This is a genomic window from Laspinema sp. D2d (assembly GCF_025370755.1).
GTDB lineage: Bacteria > Cyanobacteriota > Cyanobacteriia > Cyanobacteriales > Laspinemataceae > Laspinema.
Genome location: NZ_JAMXFC010000025.1, coordinates 48,169 through 62,059, shown reverse-complemented (window position 1 = coordinate 62,059; position 13,891 = coordinate 48,169). Strand labels below are relative to the sequence as shown.

Below are 13,891 nucleotides of genomic sequence, written 5' to 3'. Positions count from 1 at the left end.
GGATTCGGTGTTGCCGCGAACTTGTCATGCTCTGAGCGATCGCCTACTCATCTAGTCCACAGTCCGATGCTCGTGAATCGGTCCGGCTGAAGCTGGCTGAGGTCAAGAGTTGCCAAGGGTATGATAATTGTACCCTTTAGAAGCGATCGCCAAGTTGCCGAAACCAATCGCATCTATCCGTATCCATAGCGCATTGTCTGGGTGGGTCTTGCATTCATGGCGATCGCACCCGCTGACTGCATCCGGTTGTTCACGAACGTAAACCACACCGATTCCAGGCAGCGAGATAGGGCTGGACGCGAGGCATCTGGGGACAAGTGCAGCCCGATTCATGGTCTAGGATTGCTAGTCTTGCCCATTCTTGAGGTGTTCCCCCTTTGGCTTGGAGTTTGCGAAATAGTTGCTGGCGGCTGGCAGTAATGGAATTTCCCAAGACTGCATCGGTCGCGTGAGGTTGAGTTCCCCTACCGCCTAAGACTGCATCGGTTGCGCGAGGTTGGTCTTTGGGCCTGAGCTTGGGTTTGGGAGTATGCCGGTGGATTCCAGTAGGTTTAGCACAGAAGGCTTGATGTTCCTGGGCAAATTCTTGAGCTTGTTCTTGATTGAGGAAGATAGCTGGACTGCCATCGGGTTGACTTAGGATTGACTGGGCGTATCCGAGCGACCCATCCGTTTCAGGGCAGCAAATCTCGACCGATTCGTACACCACATAATAGCCCTGTCTTCGGTAGTTTTGAATCTCGCTATCGTCGAACACACCATTACGAGCATATTCCTCTCGCCACGCATTCGAGACTTGCCTTGCCCATTCACCAAACCCTAGAGACATGATTTCCTAATCTCCAAATAGACTTTCACCAAATGGACCCTCTGCTAATTCTTATGGACTAGATTTTGTTTGAGTTACACCCCGCACTTGCATCAAGTATTCCGCTATATGCAATTCTTTATTAGCTAGGTTGTGACATACTTTTTTGGTCAAAGTTTGCACGAACTCGCCCTCACCCGTTTCAAGGCAAGACTCTAGCGAAACCGACTCAACCCTTTCTGGAATCTCACCATAGAAATAACCAGGTTTTCTTTGCAGCCCAACGTTATCAAGCATAAACCCAACAGCCTGTAATATTCCTCGGAGACAATTAATTTTCCAGGATAATTTAGGCTCTTTTGGAGGTAATCCTTTGCGAGTAAAATCCCATGCTGCTTTTTCTTCAAGATACTGGGTTGAGGCATTCCAATCCTCGTACCAAGGGCAAGGTATTTTCGAGGTTTTGATTGACAAGACTCTGCTTTGTTTTTGCATGGGTAAGGTTCTCGATTATTGGATTTTGACTCGTCTGACAATTTTATCTAGTATCGTTCATTGTTGGCTAGATTTTCTTAATCAAATAGTTGCAATTGTTTGTAGGGCAAAGTTTCCTTACGAGCTTGGGCCGCGCGTTCTAAGAGCCATTGGGCTAGATTAATCCAGTTAGTCGAGGAAAGCTGAATTTCTAACATTGGATTCCAGTTTAGCTCATGAAACCACCAGAAATCTAGCTCATCAAGTTGAGATTGTGCCGCATCCTGGAAATGGCAGAAGTCTCCATCTTGCAGCGCATATTCTTCAGGGCTGACAACTAGAGGGTCACAGTCTTCATCCTCGCTGCTTACCAAGAATGCCGCATGAGTTGCCACCTTAGCCAAAGCTAGATAATCGCTCAATGATAATTCCTCGCTCTGGCTGTCCAAAAACACTTTAATTTGCTCAAGATTCATCCGATTTTGCTCCGTTTGATTAGCAATAATTGTTAAGACTACCCTTTAATTTTGACAGGCGATTGCCTCGTTGGGAAGCGATCGCCTCAACGGTCACTAACCGCGCTCGATTGCTCGCCAAATCATCTTGGCAGCCCGGGCGAGTTGGTCTTGAATGTGCTGCAACCGACTGGCTTCAGCGCGCTCCTGCCAATCCCACGAGCGCCAACTCGGATGGGGACTGAACCGACGCACTAGAACATAAATCTGACCCGGCTCACTTTCGGGCATCGGCGGCCAAGCGGCGCACCAGTAACCGTCCGGTGTGGGAAAGATTCGCAAGTCCAAGGCCGGTACTTCGGCTTGGGGCAAGACCATAGTGAGAGTGGTGGCTTCCTCTAGTTCTTGGAACCAGCTTTCAAGTGCAGTGACACTCCAGCCTTGGTAGCGATCGCTAGTGTGATAGGGCGGCCTAACGTGGGGCGTGATGATGAGGCAATCACCCACGACTCCATCGCGATGCTGGAATTGACAGAGCCATCCATTGCGGCTCCAGAAATCGGTAAATTCGGTCATGGTAATGCTCCAAAGTGCAAAGGTTTACAGGTTGAGTGCAAGATTTCTTGGCAGTTGATGCCGGTGAGATGGGGTGGGAGGCTTCTAAACCTCCCAGTTTTTACTTGATTTTGTGCAGTTGATGACGAGGGCAAGAGATACGTTTATTCCCGCGTAAGCGCACGAAATAATCTTGAAAATCCCGACCTGCCCAATAGCGAGGAATACTGACCCGTCCCGTTTTTCCCGCTTGTGGACCGCTCAAAATCAAGACTCTATCACCACTTTCTAGCCGGATTCCTCGCACGTTAAGGTCAAGATAAAGCTGATAGCCTTCCATGAGAATGCTTGAGTTAGTTGCCCGCCAAAAGTTTTACGTTCGGTTCGTGAGTTTGGCTCGAATTTCCCAAGTGAGCAGCCATCAAGTTAGCAATCTGATGAGGCGGTAATTCGTCTAAGCAAATCATCTCGCGTGTGCCATCTAAGTCAATCATCCGCGCTTGGTTTTGTGGATCGGCTAATACCGCTGCGGCCTTCTCAATCATGTCCCAGTTCGAGCGTTCCATCCAGTCCCATTTGAGGCTGTAATAGTTAATCGGTTTGACCATGCCCGACTCGTCCGGTTTCTGGCCCGAATGCTTGATGAAACTAGGAATAAATAGCCCTTCAGCCGGTTCAATCCCTCGCGCCTGGACGGTGGCAACGAGTCGGTTGAAGTCACTGAGGCTGCGACCTTTGACGTAGGTTACTAGCAAAACATCGTGAGGCAATTCCCCCGATTCAGCGATGAACCAAATCTGTCCCCAGAGCGTATGTTTCGTTTGACCTAGACTGCCAAAGAACTTGCTAAACTTTAAGATGGTCATGGTCACTTTCGAGCCGTAGTCTTCATCGCCTAGAGTCCACTTTCCAGCTTGACAATTGTTCCGAGCATTAATCGGAATCTCCGGGACAACGAGTGCGTTTTCTTCTTTGAAGCCAAATACCGAGATAGTTGGTTTTCTGTCTGTTTGAGTCATAACAAATTCTCAATTGTTTCACTCTATCCGAAAGGCTCTTATTTTTAGCTTACTTTACTTATTTTTTCCTTCTTTCTTGGATTTATCTGACCTCCATTTGATAGCAGATAGAGGCCAGATATGACCCAATCAAGCTAAGACTAAAGCCGGTTGAGGGGAACTAACGGGAAGCCATTTCTGGTTTTGGAAGACGTACCATTTTCCCTTAGTTGGGTCGAAGGTTTCCACGACACATCCCATTAAAATAAACTGTTGAGCGCGGTAATTTACGAGGTCTTTTGGGTAGCCATCACCACAGAATTTGTCCGTGTTCATATCGCGGAACCAGTAGAGTCCAGTCTCTTCGTCCTTCTCCACCCGAATCGTTCGAGTCTGGTGCTGTTCTTGCTCGGACTGCACGGATTGTTTCGCCGCCGGTGCCGATCGCGCCGGTGCAGGTTGCGGGGTTGCCGGTCGGATCAGTGTCGATCGCGCCGGTGTCGGTTGTGTGGTTGCCGAGTTAGCGATCGGCTTGATGCGGCTCCAGTTGATGGTTACACTTGCGAGTTCCTGGAGGTCTACTTCGTCCTCACCCGATCGCGCCGGTGTCGGTTGCGGGGTTGCAGGTTGCGGGGTTGCCCGGTTAGCGATCGGCTTGATGCGGCTCCAGTTGATCGCCGCACTCGCCAATTCATTGAGGTCCACTTTATCCTCGTCTTTGGCGTTCGGGTCTATCACTTGCCAATCGCTATACATCGAACGCTGGTGCAACTCTTGGCACATCACCCTCAAATTCGTGGCAGTGGCGGTGACCCGTTTTCCGAATGTACCGCGCGGATTCGAGTAGTTGACCCATTCGCCCTGCTGCTCCACGGTCCCGATGACCTTAGCCTGCTCTCGTCCCATGCGATCGCGCAGGTCTGCCACCACCCGATATCCTTGCGCTGTGCGGACCAACCGGAACCCAGGTGCTAAGACCAAACCGGGATGAAGCTGCACCGTTTCAGGTTCGGCTTGTCGTTGTCCAAACGGGTAAACATAGAGCGGTTGTTCGAGCCAAGGCGATTGATTGAGTTCGGGAGCAGCTACCTGTAAATGTTTGCACTGGCCCTCGACTAAGCCAGTCTGGAACTGGAAGGACTGGCAGGTGCAGGTTGTGCGGGTGAGGGCATATTCATGGAACTCACGGCCATCCCAACTGTGGACTCGTAACTGATTGTTCTCGCGGGTAATGCCGAAAACGCTCCAGCCTTGCGCCGAACAGCGGCGTGTCTGAATCTTGCCATCAACAGTCTCGTAAGTCACGATGGCTTTGAATTTGAGTTCGTGATACAGGACATGGCCCCGATGCCAGACAGGTTTCTGGTACGGCTCGAATCGCACACTAATTGCCTGGGATACATTCTGGTAATGCTTGATATGGTCCCAAATCGCTGCGTTTAGCAATTCGGTGGTTTTGTAGTAGCCGATTACTACGGTTGTCATCTATAATCTCCTTAGATTAATTACTTGGTTTGGGACGGTTGCTGCCGTTCCTTTTTTTGGGGTCAGACTCTATCTCGTCTGTCTCACCCACTGCGAAAGCCTTTAGTTGATTTTTTCATCATTATATCTTATAATCCACGATTTATTTTGTGTTTTATGCATTAGAATTGCTGATGGTATTGACAGATTTGTGGGGGCTAACTTGATGGGTGTTGAGAGCAAGATGGTTGGCGACTGGGTGAGTCAGCGAATGGCGGAATGGCTCCAGTCTTACGAGTGAATTTGAGTCCGTCAACCCGCCGGTTGTGGGCGGGTTTAGCTTGAACGGGTCAATTGTTTCTTAGGATTCTGGCTTTATGGCGGGCAATTTCCGAACAGTTTTCCCATTCGGATTTCCAGACATCTTTAAGCTTTACTTTGGTATAGTTGTTGATAGTGCGAATTTCGGTTCTTATCTGTTCACAATGCTGCTCTAAAGTTTCGGTGGTAAGATACTGGTACACGCCATAGAGCGGGTTACCGAGAATCACCCAGAGAAAGATTGCATAGGTTATCCACTCTAAGCCAACCCCTATTTTGTCCCAAAAAGTTTCTTTCTCAGTGGCGGGAAAAATTTTGACAAATTCGGCTTCAGTCATTCCTAATTTTTTCATAGTTTGTCCTCATTTTTTTCATCCTCTGCGAAAGCCTTTTATTTGTTTTTATTTGGTTTTGTTAGTTTTTATTGGTTACTAGAATGGTCTTTATTTTGTCCATAATCCACAAGTCATTGCCGTTTTTGTCCCAACGCCAAACAACCCGCACCATCACTCAGACTGACGAGGCGATCGCAACACTCAAACCAACCGAAGACTATCCTTGGCGATCGCATCAACCAAACACCGGCTCAACTACTGAAGCTGCCTAGGCGATCACAATATTCTGGTCAATCAGCGCCCTGAGCGAGACTGCCCTTGGAAAGCGCATAATGCAGTAGCCTAATCACCCAGACTACCTAAGCAATCGGTCCTGCTCAAGCCCAGCCGAGATACGGGCACGATAGGACATCATGTAAAGTTTTGTAAAGAAACCGTAATTCCAATAGTGAGACTTATCCTTGACGATTGCACTACTCAAGGTAAAGAACCAACTCACCGAAACTGTCCTTAGCGATCGCATGAATAATACCAGCAACCTAATCACTCAGGCTGTCGAGGCGATCGTAACACTCCAACCAGCTATATAACTTGCCTAGGGCGCGACACGAACGCGGAACAACTAGCTCGGTTGATACAGGCGAGGACAATAAACTAAGCTGATGTTTTGTCCCAGAGCGCGACACGAACGCGGGACAACTGGCTCGGGTTTCCCCAAGCCAGGGCGAGAACTCTAGCGATAAATTGTCAAGTCAGTGGGTGCGAATGCAATGGGCTGGCCGAGTTGGGAGGACCATTGGCCGATGAGTTGAGCTTGGTTGGTGCTGGACTTGAGCCAGCGACCGCCGCCGTAACGGAAAGTGCTGCCGATGGTGAGTTGTTGGAACCGAATGAGCATCGTAAACTCTTGCAATAACTTCACTCACTGCGAGAGCTTCTCGGTTGATTCTAACGGTTACAATTTTGTCCTTTTTGTTTACGTTGCGCCCCAAGTAATGTTGACAAATAGGTGCAGTATCGGTGTTTTCCTGAACGGAACGTAATCCGTCCTAGTCGTCCATTCGTTACGCCCAAATAGTTGAATTGAACTCGATAAATATTGTTGCGATGATAAAAGCTAGTATTTGCCGCATCAATCTTGACCTGGGGTATCCCTAGACTCTGCCAGTTTGCGTTGGTGCAGGTTCCGCCCCATCGACGATGATGCACAGAATATTCGATATTGCCTTGATGTTCGCGGAAACAAGCTTCATGAGTTTCCTTAGTATGTCGTGCTGTAGATTTGGCGTTGAGCAGCACTTGATAGGCATTATCTCGCGCTGAACGAGTACGATAATCTTGCAGAAATGATAGCCAAGATGGGATAACAATCGCTGCGATAATGGCAACAATTAAAACAGTGACTAACAATTCCACAAGCGTAATTCCTTTCTGGGTTTGCATCGTTTTATTCCGATAACTTCACCCATCGCGATAGCTGGCTCGTTTTTACTCGGTTTTATTCATGTAACTTGGTTTTCTAGTGTGACTTGATTTTATCATTCTGCCTAAGAGCGCGACACGAACAAGCGAGGAAAGGCCCCGCTCATGCTGCTGTGACCTATCGGGTACGGACAGGCTGGAGTCGCTTGTAAGATGCGGTTGTCGGGTCAAAGTTGAGTACCGTAATGCCCTGATTCAGCGCATAATCGACGGCATGACAGGTTCCGCCACTTCGTCCGTCCCACACTGCTAACACCAAACTGCATCGGTCTATCATCCATTTGTTCCGGTCGTTCATACAACCGTGATAATAAGTTCGATGGGAAAGATAACAAACATTATCGGCTTTTTCGAGCAAGTGAAAATAGTAGCGTTGACTAGATTTGGGCCATTTCTTATATTGTTCTTTACAGGGAATAGCGGCTATCAAACGCAAATCTGGGTCATCAGCAACGATACCGGCTGCCCACTGGTCTACGCCAATCGCCATGCCCGAGATGAAACTATTATAACCTCGTTCTTTGGCTCGGGAAATCATCCGTTGTAATGCAACTTGAACGGGAAATATATCAGTGGCTACAAATTGACGATGACCTGTGAATGCGACTGTTTTAGCTTGAATTAGTTCCATAATTTTCCTCCAGAATAAATATGCAAAAAAAGAGAGTGACGTTTCCGCCACCCTCTCGAAAGATTAGTTAGATTTCAATGGGTTCTGTTGCTGCTTTTTCGACTTTCTCTGCATTGACTGCATTGACTGCATTGACTCCTAGACTCGCATCCACGTTATCCGCAAACTCTGGATTCTGAGCTAACCACGCCTGTGCTTCGGCTTCCTTACGTTTGCGAATCGCCACAATTTCTAGTTTGTTCGATTTGGCCGGTTGAGTAGCTTTCGGTTGCGACTTCTGCACAGGTTTTTTGACGGCTTCAATTGGCTGACTATTCGCAACTTGTCCTCGCAATTGTTGAGGTTGATTTTGATAGGATTTGCGCTTTTCTAGCTGTGCTTTGTTAATCTCTAACAATGCTGCCTTAATCTGGTCTAGCTCTGGCACATCGCTGTTTTGATTGATGAGCTTATCGCCAAAGTACACTTTCGCTGTCGAGAGCAACATTGAAATACGATGATTGATTGACTTGACCGTATTCGCCTTATCAATCTCGCTCAAGAAGAACTCCGCTTCAAACTCTTCATAGAATTGATTCCGATAAGTTGCCCACAAGCCATCTCGCCAATCATTAATCCGGTCCCAATCATATTCTGCTTGACTGTAACTCCCATCCTCATTACGCCGCCCTGGAGCTATCTGATAAACTTCAAGCTGACCCATTTCATACGCATTCCGCCAGATTTCGGACTTACTCAGCGATTTCCACCAAAAATGCCGCAACCCATAATAAAGCTGCTTGAACAAATACTGCAAATTATTAATCTCGTACTCAGCCTCACGATTAAGTTTTGCTTGCTTTATATGTGCCGGATTGAAGATGCTAGAGATTGAATTGAGCTGCATAGTTGACTCCAAGTTCTGATTATTTTTCACTCGCCGCGATAGCTTTTTATCTTGCATTTCATTGTTTTTGCTTACTTCCTTTTCTTTCTCTTTATTTTTCTTTTCTTTTTCTTGTTTCTTCATTTTCTTTTTACCTTCCACCAGATTTTCTTGAACCAACCAATTAATCGCTTTGAGAATCACATCGCCATGACAACCTAACGGAGCGCAATAACAAGCCAACTCTAGCTTTTCTCCGCGAACTGCACGTTTTGCTATCGAGATTAGCTCCTCAAATGCCGCATTCGACTCGCCCCGCAGACCCGCTTTAATCTGAACCCAGAGCCAATGACGATATTTCTCAATGACCATTTCGCGGTTGCCATCTTTGCCAATATGGAACGGATTCGCCAATGCCGATTGTGCTAATCCGTAACGTGCATTTGAACGCCCAATGTATTGCCGGTTTACTCCCCGGAATCCACCGACCTTGCCGTTCACCACCGAGATGTTGATTGCTGTATTCATGATTTTGTCCTCCTAAGTTCAACTACGCGAGGCTCTTCTTCCCCCGCCCCTTGTGGGGTTATAGGGGCGCGAGGGGGGCCTAGAAGTCGTTAGGCGGGGGTTGCCGCAGAGAGTGTACGCAACAAACAGTCAACCTCCCCCGCCTTACGAATTCTTGGCTAGGTCAAGGCTTAGAGAGACTTAGCGATCCCCGTCGGGCTGCAAGAGTTTATGACTCTCACTAAGTGTTTCGCAAAGCCCGACGGGGATCGCTTAGTCGAACTTACTTGCTCGGAGTCAGTTAGAAGCTCTTACCAAATACGGTACCTGGTAGAATTTCTTAGCGACGATAGGAGCTTAGAAATTCGTCAGGTAGCCTATTTGGTTAGAGATTCTTACTGACTCCGAGGCCTTTACCGGTCCCGACCACCCCTATATACTAGGGTTGCTGGGGGGGCTGGCCCAGCGGCCATGAGCGCTCCCCTGGGGGCGGGGGGGGCGCGAGTGAGGGAGTGGGGAGGGTACCCCCTCCCCCGACCGAATGAGCACTCTATGTTGATGCGATCGGCAAGATTTGACTGAACCTCCCCTGGGGGTCGGGGGGCGCGAGTGAGGGAGCGGGGAGGGGCTGACGGGACGGGCCGCAATCGAGGTTTGTCGCGTTGGCCCCTCCCCCGACCGAATGAGCACTTTATTTTTGTTGCGATCGCCAAGTCTGGATGAACGGCTGGCACTCCATTGGGTCGTACTCGGACTCACTCGTTCACCCTGAAGAATCCTAACTGAATCAAGACCAGACTCATGTCTGGCAACTCACCTACAAATTATTTAAGTTTGTGGTCGATATTTCGGAACATTAAGCTGCAATATTCATAAGGGCTTAGAGTTAACAAAATTCAGGGAGATTATCGAGGAAGAAACTACGTCACCGAACTATGGAACGAGTTTTATATTGACCATTACCCAACTGTTTCTCGCTTTTTTAGTATAGCCAAAACCGGGCTAAAGAAAACTATCGTTATCGAATTTGACTCCATCGAATTTCGGTGAATTTCGGTGAACTATTCTCGATTATCCTCAACGTCTAGTTTGTTTCCAATTGCTCAAACTATGACGCACTTTATCCGGTAAAATGAGAACCAACCTATTCACTTTCAGCCTTTTCTTGAGCCGATGACTTGCCTCCAACTCTCGCTGACACTAACCCCAGACAATGCCAAACTAGCCCACTCGACCGCCAACGGACTAGACAAAATTACATCTGATGTGCTAACAGTTCAACCGTTGCGAGTCCAAAAGGAAGCATAATTTCCCCAGTGTAATTAGGGAAGAGAGAGGCTACGGATGAGAGTGTATGGCGGGGGTGGATTACCAGTGGATAACGAGTGGGACATTCCGGTACTGGATGAGGAGCGGTGCGCCGGGATGATGGCGATGCCAGTAACGCCTTGGGGAACGAAGAACGTGCAGGTAGTCCGGGGTGGGACCTGGCATTTTTATACTTGGGATGACAAGTTTGAGGGACTTTGGAAGAAGCCGGACAAAGTGCCAGAGGGTGAGCCGTTCGGTTGCGTGGAGGTAAACTTCAGCATCGACCCGGATGGACCGGCAGCGGTGGCCTTATATCAGATTTACCGGAAACGCTGGCTAAGTCGGTACTGGCAGAGCCGGGGTATCAATATCATCGTGGACTTGAACGTGCCGCAGCGGTTTGAGCGCTTGAATTTGCTAGGAGTGCCGCGTGGCTGGAGTGCGTACGCGACCCGAGGCAGTTGGGACCTAGAAAAGTTGCTCCATCAGTATGGGTTGGCGCAGGAGCATTCGGGCCGGTCTAATCCGCTGTTCTGGGTGTACGCTGGGGGCGAACAAGTCAGAGCGTTGGCCCAAGCGAATCGGTGGCTGTACTGCGATACTTACCGAGGTCCGTTGGTCTATAAGGGGCGATATCGAGCAGATGGTAGCAAAGGGTAAATCGTTTGGGTGCTTAGTTAACTTCATGAATGCGCTGGCAACGAGTGCGGTCACGAGTGCAGTCGTTAGCGGGGGCATCAACCCCAGTGGGGCGCTCTCGCAAGCTATCGAATCCTTTATCGAATGCAAAGCGGAAGGGGCGGCCAAAATTGGCGTGGAATCCACCTTGCAAAAGACGGGCAATCAACGCTTTGGGGAAGTACCTTCCGGCACAACCAAATCGGGGGAGACCGTGGTGGGTCGTTATGGAGAGCGCACGAACCGGCGAGAGGTCAACTATGTCACCATTAATGGAACCCGCGAAAGTTTGCGTGCCGCTTCCCGAGAGCGTAACAGCGAGTTGTTTAGCAAGATGCCAGCAGATCCCCAACAACGTCAGCAATATCTGGACAATGCTTGGATCCAACAAGAACGAGCCATCCAAGAATTGCGGATTCAGTATGACCTGTACGGCCCCAATTCCCGCGAAGGCAAGCTGATTGAGCAAGAATTAACGAGTAGGACCTGGGAGATGAGCCAGATTGAGCGGGCGGCAGGGGTGCGCGACGGCTGGGCGGGGAACGCGACTAAGCAAAGTGGCAACACGCGAGATTTTGGTTTCGTTCCCGACTCCTACGCGGGACAAGGGGGCTTTGGAGAGCGCGTCCGACGTGGGGAGATGGGCGAGAGTTTGCGAACGCAACTCCAGCAATTTGCAGATTTGAACCGGGAGTGGCGTAGTGACTTTTGGGATAACGAGTTTTTGGCGTTGGGGAACAAGGATACCAATGCGTTGCAAGCTAATCGGACCAGCTACATCAATCGGCTGCAAAATAAGATTGAATTTACAGTTTATCAACTTGATTTGTATCGGGGGACGGCACAGGAGCGTTATTTGCAGAATGAAATCTTGCGCGATATGCGGCTAATGCGTGATATTTCTATGAGGGACAACACCTTCCAAAGTAACTTTAATTCGACGTACGAGCGCTTTGGTTCGGTGCTGCCCAATTCGATGCGAAATCAGCTTTAGTGAGAGTGAGCTAACCTGTGCAAATCAACCGACATCTGGCTGCCCGGGCCAAGAACAAACTAGCGCCACTCTTCCGCCAAGCCATTGCCCAAGGAATTCTGACGCGGGACGATTATTTGCTCGATATCGGCTGCGGAGTGGGAGCCGACTTCAATCAGTTGCGGCAGATGGGTTATCGGGCTTATGGCTGGGATTTGTACTATTATCCCCTATGTTGTGGTTGTTGCCATCGTCCCGATATTGTCAGCCTTAACTATGTCTTGAACGTCATCGAGAATCCACAAGAACGACGCGAGTTGTTGGCGAATTCTTGGCAGCTTTGCACCAAAGCATTACTAATCGCATTACCTCGTTGTGTCAAGCAGACCGGGACAGCCTACGCGGACGGACGACTCAACTCACGCTACTGCTTCAATCGTGCCTTTGAAACGGACGAATTCTATGCACTTCTCGAAAGCGTGACAGGCCGACTCCCGCGACGGTTGGGCGATGATTTAGCCTGCTGTCTCAAGGATGACCCGGCCATCGAACTGGACAATTACTATCAACTTATCAGGTTGCTGCACAACGAAAAGCAGCGGTTATCCCTCGTACAGCAACGACGATTACGAGCGCTCATCCGTCAATCTTCCGGTTGCAAAAGCATCGGTGGCAAATGAGCCAGGGCTGCATCAAGTTTAGCCAAGACAAGTTGACTTTGTTGCAACGCAATCCGCGTATGACCGCGCTCTAATGCGGTGCAAATGGTCTGGACTTCCTGGCGAGTCAACAGCAATAGTTTACGAGCATTCTCAGCAGTTTCTAAGGCGATTGAGTCGGACATTGCACTACTAACATAAAATCTAGTTTGCGGTTATTGTATCGCACTCAGATACTCGATTCGGGCTGCTAGAATCCGCATCCGTTCGCGACGGGCCAGAGCCGCTTCAATCCACCGGCGACGGGGAGAACCCTTTGCACCAGCGTGTAAACTTTTGTTGAATTTGCCCGTGTTAGGGTTGGGGATGTCAGGCAAAGGCGATCGCAGTCTGGGATACCGATAGCCTTTGGCGAGGATGCTATCCCAGCGGACCTGTTCAGATGGAACCCAGCCGGAAGCGAGGAGGTGAACCCGTTCGTCTTGATAGTGCTTGAGCAGTTGGCGACGTTGACGGCGAGTTAGGGCGTGGGGTTGCAGGATATCGCCAGGATGCTGTTTTGGCACCAAGTAAGCGCCTGTCGCGCCCAACAACGGCATTGGGAATAGCCCGAGAATCGCACATAGAAACGTTTGGATTTCGGCTGCATCATAAAACTTGCAGAAGGTGTTCCACTGGGTACGGTAGCCGTCCCCGTCCGGTCGCCAATGCGGTTGCGCCTCACCCCAGCTAATCGCCACCACCAACTGTTCTTGGGCGAGATGGTACGCTTCCACCAGCACTGCCTCGCGCTCTATCGGGTCACGAATCACGTTGAGCACGAACAACAACGTCACCACATCTGCCGCTCGTTTACGCTCGTGTGGTCGGTGGTACGGGTCATAGCCTGCCGAGCAAATGCCTTGGTGTTGCAGGTAATCCACATCGAATCCGTAACCGCACCCATAATCGAAATGAGTGCGGTCTGGCGTGATGATGCCCGATTGGAGACATTGACGAATCGGGACACTAAGAGCGCGGCGGATGGGGGCGCTACGTCCGGGGGTTGGGGCAAACATGACAGAATCTATGCGACGCTGCCATGATACCCCAAAAGTGAGCTTGATTAAGCTTGGTAGTAGTCCCGTTCATCCAGCCAGCGTTGTTCGGCTGTGCTGGTTGCTTCATCTACGGGCATCGACTCATCATATTCTTCAAGCCAGTCGGGTAACTCGAATTCGGGCAGTGTTTCTGCTGTGTTAGATTTAGGGATGAACAGGTCAGAAATAGCCAGCATTTGGTAAGATTGATTCGGTTGGTTTTCCATGAGAATGACCTCGCTGATGTTAATAGATTGCATGAGTTTCAACCCAGGCGAGAGCTGGTGATGCTCCCA

At 49.4% G+C, this 13,891-nt stretch carries 21 protein-coding genes; 5 read left to right on the top strand and 16 right to left on the bottom strand.

Features of this window, described 5'->3' with window-relative positions:
* Nucleotides 1-102: 102 nt before the first annotated feature.
* From NG796_RS17040 to NG796_RS17000, 9 genes are all read right to left on the bottom strand, one after another.
* Nucleotides 103-267, bottom strand: coding sequence for a hypothetical protein (locus NG796_RS17040; protein WP_261208054.1), 165 nt, complete (start codon nucleotides 265-267; stop codon nucleotides 103-105).
* Nucleotides 251-829, bottom strand: coding sequence for a hypothetical protein (locus NG796_RS17035; RefSeq protein WP_261208053.1), 579 nt, complete (start codon nucleotides 827-829; stop codon nucleotides 251-253). Before NG796_RS17035 ends, NG796_RS17040 begins: the two co-directional genes overlap by 17 nt.
* A gap of 51 nt (nucleotides 830-880) precedes the next feature.
* Nucleotides 881-1,303 carry a hypothetical protein gene (locus tag NG796_RS17030; RefSeq protein WP_261208052.1) on the bottom strand — a complete coding sequence of 141 codons (423 nt, stop codon included), beginning with the start codon at nucleotides 1,301-1,303 and terminating at the stop codon, nucleotides 881-883.
* Nucleotides 1,304-1,380: 77 nt separating this feature from the next.
* Nucleotides 1,381-1,758 (bottom strand): hypothetical protein, encoded by a 378-nt coding sequence (locus NG796_RS17025; RefSeq protein WP_261208051.1) that lies wholly within the window; start codon nucleotides 1,756-1,758, stop codon nucleotides 1,381-1,383.
* A gap of 96 nt (nucleotides 1,759-1,854) precedes the next feature.
* Nucleotides 1,855-2,313 carry a hypothetical protein gene (locus NG796_RS17020; RefSeq protein WP_261208050.1) on the bottom strand — a complete coding sequence of 153 codons (459 nt, stop codon included), beginning with the start codon at nucleotides 2,311-2,313 and terminating at the stop codon, nucleotides 1,855-1,857.
* 100 nt (nucleotides 2,314-2,413) lie between these two features.
* A complete protein-coding gene (locus NG796_RS17015; RefSeq protein WP_261208049.1) occupies nucleotides 2,414-2,632 on the bottom strand; it encodes a KOW motif-containing protein in 219 nt (72 codons plus the stop codon).
* Between the two features lie 13 nt (nucleotides 2,633-2,645).
* Nucleotides 2,646-3,311, bottom strand: coding sequence for a hypothetical protein (locus tag NG796_RS17010; protein WP_261208047.1), 666 nt, complete (start codon nucleotides 3,309-3,311; stop codon nucleotides 2,646-2,648).
* 129 nt (nucleotides 3,312-3,440) lie between these two features.
* Complete coding sequence (locus NG796_RS17005; RefSeq protein ID WP_261208046.1) at nucleotides 3,441-4,775, bottom strand: hypothetical protein; 1,335 nt, start codon at nucleotides 4,773-4,775, stop codon at nucleotides 3,441-3,443.
* A 329-nt stretch (nucleotides 4,776-5,104) separates the two neighbouring features.
* Nucleotides 5,105-5,428, bottom strand: a complete 324-nt coding sequence (locus NG796_RS17000; protein ID WP_261208045.1) for a hypothetical protein — start codon at nucleotides 5,426-5,428, stop codon at nucleotides 5,105-5,107.
* A gap of 125 nt (nucleotides 5,429-5,553) precedes the next feature.
* Here NG796_RS17000 and NG796_RS16995 point away from each other — a divergent pair, with 125 nt between their 5' ends.
* Both NG796_RS16995 and NG796_RS16990 read left to right on the top strand, forming a co-directional pair.
* Complete coding sequence (locus NG796_RS16995) at nucleotides 5,554-5,682, top strand: hypothetical protein (protein ID WP_261208044.1); 129 nt, start codon at nucleotides 5,554-5,556, stop codon at nucleotides 5,680-5,682.
* A gap of 189 nt (nucleotides 5,683-5,871) precedes the next feature.
* Nucleotides 5,872-6,000, top strand: a complete 129-nt coding sequence (locus NG796_RS16990; RefSeq protein ID WP_261208043.1) for a hypothetical protein — start codon at nucleotides 5,872-5,874, stop codon at nucleotides 5,998-6,000.
* 143 nt (nucleotides 6,001-6,143) lie between these two features.
* On the opposite strand, the gene NG796_RS16985 is transcribed toward NG796_RS16990, so the two are convergent.
* The 4 genes from NG796_RS16985 to NG796_RS16970 all read right to left on the bottom strand — a co-directional run bounded on the left by NG796_RS16985 (nucleotide 6,144) and on the right by NG796_RS16970 (nucleotide 8,916).
* Nucleotides 6,144-6,332: a hypothetical protein gene (locus NG796_RS16985; protein ID WP_261208042.1), complete on the bottom strand. Its 189-nt coding sequence runs from the start codon at nucleotides 6,330-6,332 to the stop codon at nucleotides 6,144-6,146.
* A gap of 26 nt (nucleotides 6,333-6,358) precedes the next feature.
* Nucleotides 6,359-6,853 (bottom strand): Tfp pilus assembly protein FimT/FimU, encoded by a 495-nt coding sequence (locus tag NG796_RS16980; RefSeq protein ID WP_261208041.1) that lies wholly within the window; start codon nucleotides 6,851-6,853, stop codon nucleotides 6,359-6,361.
* A 157-nt stretch (nucleotides 6,854-7,010) separates the two neighbouring features.
* Nucleotides 7,011-7,523: a DUF1273 domain-containing protein gene (locus NG796_RS16975; RefSeq protein ID WP_261208040.1), complete on the bottom strand. Its 513-nt coding sequence runs from the start codon at nucleotides 7,521-7,523 to the stop codon at nucleotides 7,011-7,013.
* 67 nt (nucleotides 7,524-7,590) lie between these two features.
* Complete coding sequence (locus NG796_RS16970; RefSeq protein ID WP_261208039.1) at nucleotides 7,591-8,916, bottom strand: DUF4326 domain-containing protein; 1,326 nt, start codon at nucleotides 8,914-8,916, stop codon at nucleotides 7,591-7,593.
* 1,323 nt (nucleotides 8,917-10,239) lie between these two features.
* On the opposite strand from NG796_RS16970, the gene NG796_RS16965 reads away from it, so the two are divergent.
* From NG796_RS16965 to NG796_RS16955, 3 genes are read left to right on the top strand one after another with little or no spacing between them, the layout of a single operon-like run.
* Nucleotides 10,240-10,866: a DUF4417 domain-containing protein gene (locus NG796_RS16965; protein WP_261208038.1), complete on the top strand. Its 627-nt coding sequence runs from the start codon at nucleotides 10,240-10,242 to the stop codon at nucleotides 10,864-10,866.
* Nucleotides 10,850-11,878, top strand: a complete 1,029-nt coding sequence (locus NG796_RS16960; protein ID WP_261208036.1) for a hypothetical protein — start codon at nucleotides 10,850-10,852, stop codon at nucleotides 11,876-11,878. The genes NG796_RS16965 and NG796_RS16960 overlap by 17 nt, the downstream gene beginning before the upstream one ends.
* A gap of 17 nt (nucleotides 11,879-11,895) precedes the next feature.
* Nucleotides 11,896-12,537, top strand: a complete 642-nt coding sequence (locus tag NG796_RS16955; RefSeq protein ID WP_261208034.1) for a hypothetical protein — start codon at nucleotides 11,896-11,898, stop codon at nucleotides 12,535-12,537.
* Here the strand turns inward: NG796_RS16955 and NG796_RS16950 are convergent.
* Genes NG796_RS16950 through NG796_RS16940 form a run of 3 tightly spaced genes read right to left on the bottom strand, consistent with a single transcriptional unit; the run spans nucleotide 12,501 to nucleotide 13,855 of the window.
* On the bottom strand, nucleotides 12,501-12,701 hold the full coding sequence (locus NG796_RS16950) for a hypothetical protein (protein ID WP_261208033.1): 201 nt from the start codon (nucleotides 12,699-12,701) through the stop codon (nucleotides 12,501-12,503). The genes NG796_RS16955 and NG796_RS16950 overlap by 37 nt on opposite strands.
* Nucleotides 12,702-12,731: 30 nt before the next feature.
* Nucleotides 12,732-13,574, bottom strand: a complete 843-nt coding sequence (locus NG796_RS16945; RefSeq protein ID WP_261208032.1) for a hypothetical protein — start codon at nucleotides 13,572-13,574, stop codon at nucleotides 12,732-12,734.
* A 47-nt stretch (nucleotides 13,575-13,621) separates the two neighbouring features.
* Nucleotides 13,622-13,855 (bottom strand): hypothetical protein, encoded by a 234-nt coding sequence (locus NG796_RS16940; RefSeq protein WP_261208031.1) that lies wholly within the window; start codon nucleotides 13,853-13,855, stop codon nucleotides 13,622-13,624.
* Nucleotides 13,856-13,891 lie beyond the last annotated feature (36 nt).

What these genes read in the sequence shown, in the direction of transcription:
- NG796_RS16960 (WP_261208036.1), top strand. Translation starts at nt 10,850, where the DNA reads ATGGTAGCAAAGGGTAAATCGTTTGGGTGCTTAGTTAACTTCATGAAT.
- NG796_RS16940 (WP_261208031.1), bottom strand. Translation starts at nt 13,855, where the DNA reads ATGCAATCTATTAACATCAGCGAGGTCATTCTCATGGAAAACCAACCG.
- NG796_RS16950 (WP_261208033.1), bottom strand. Translation starts at nt 12,701, where the DNA reads ATGTCCGACTCAATCGCCTTAGAAACTGCTGAGAATGCTCGTAAACTA.
- NG796_RS17015 (WP_261208049.1), bottom strand. Translation starts at nt 2,632, where the DNA reads ATGGAAGGCTATCAGCTTTATCTTGACCTTAACGTGCGAGGAATCCGG.
- NG796_RS16965 (WP_261208038.1), top strand. Translation starts at nt 10,240, where the DNA reads ATGAGAGTGTATGGCGGGGGTGGATTACCAGTGGATAACGAGTGGGAC.
- NG796_RS17030 (WP_261208052.1), bottom strand. Translation starts at nt 1,303, where the DNA reads ATGCAAAAACAAAGCAGAGTCTTGTCAATCAAAACCTCGAAAATACCT.
- NG796_RS17025 (WP_261208051.1), bottom strand. Translation starts at nt 1,758, where the DNA reads ATGAATCTTGAGCAAATTAAAGTGTTTTTGGACAGCCAGAGCGAGGAA.
- NG796_RS17000 (WP_261208045.1), bottom strand. Translation starts at nt 5,428, where the DNA reads ATGAAAAAATTAGGAATGACTGAAGCCGAATTTGTCAAAATTTTTCCC.
- NG796_RS17035 (WP_261208053.1), bottom strand. Translation starts at nt 829, where the DNA reads ATGTCTCTAGGGTTTGGTGAATGGGCAAGGCAAGTCTCGAATGCGTGG.
- NG796_RS16975 (WP_261208040.1), bottom strand. Translation starts at nt 7,523, where the DNA reads ATGGAACTAATTCAAGCTAAAACAGTCGCATTCACAGGTCATCGTCAA.
- NG796_RS16945 (WP_261208032.1), bottom strand. Translation starts at nt 13,574, where the DNA reads ATGTTTGCCCCAACCCCCGGACGTAGCGCCCCCATCCGCCGCGCTCTT.
- NG796_RS17010 (WP_261208047.1), bottom strand. Translation starts at nt 3,311, where the DNA reads ATGACTCAAACAGACAGAAAACCAACTATCTCGGTATTTGGCTTCAAA.
- NG796_RS17020 (WP_261208050.1), bottom strand. Translation starts at nt 2,313, where the DNA reads ATGACCGAATTTACCGATTTCTGGAGCCGCAATGGATGGCTCTGTCAA.
- NG796_RS16980 (WP_261208041.1), bottom strand. Translation starts at nt 6,853, where the DNA reads ATGCAAACCCAGAAAGGAATTACGCTTGTGGAATTGTTAGTCACTGTT.
- NG796_RS17005 (WP_261208046.1), bottom strand. Translation starts at nt 4,775, where the DNA reads ATGACAACCGTAGTAATCGGCTACTACAAAACCACCGAATTGCTAAAC.
- NG796_RS16970 (WP_261208039.1), bottom strand. Translation starts at nt 8,916, where the DNA reads ATGAATACAGCAATCAACATCTCGGTGGTGAACGGCAAGGTCGGTGGA.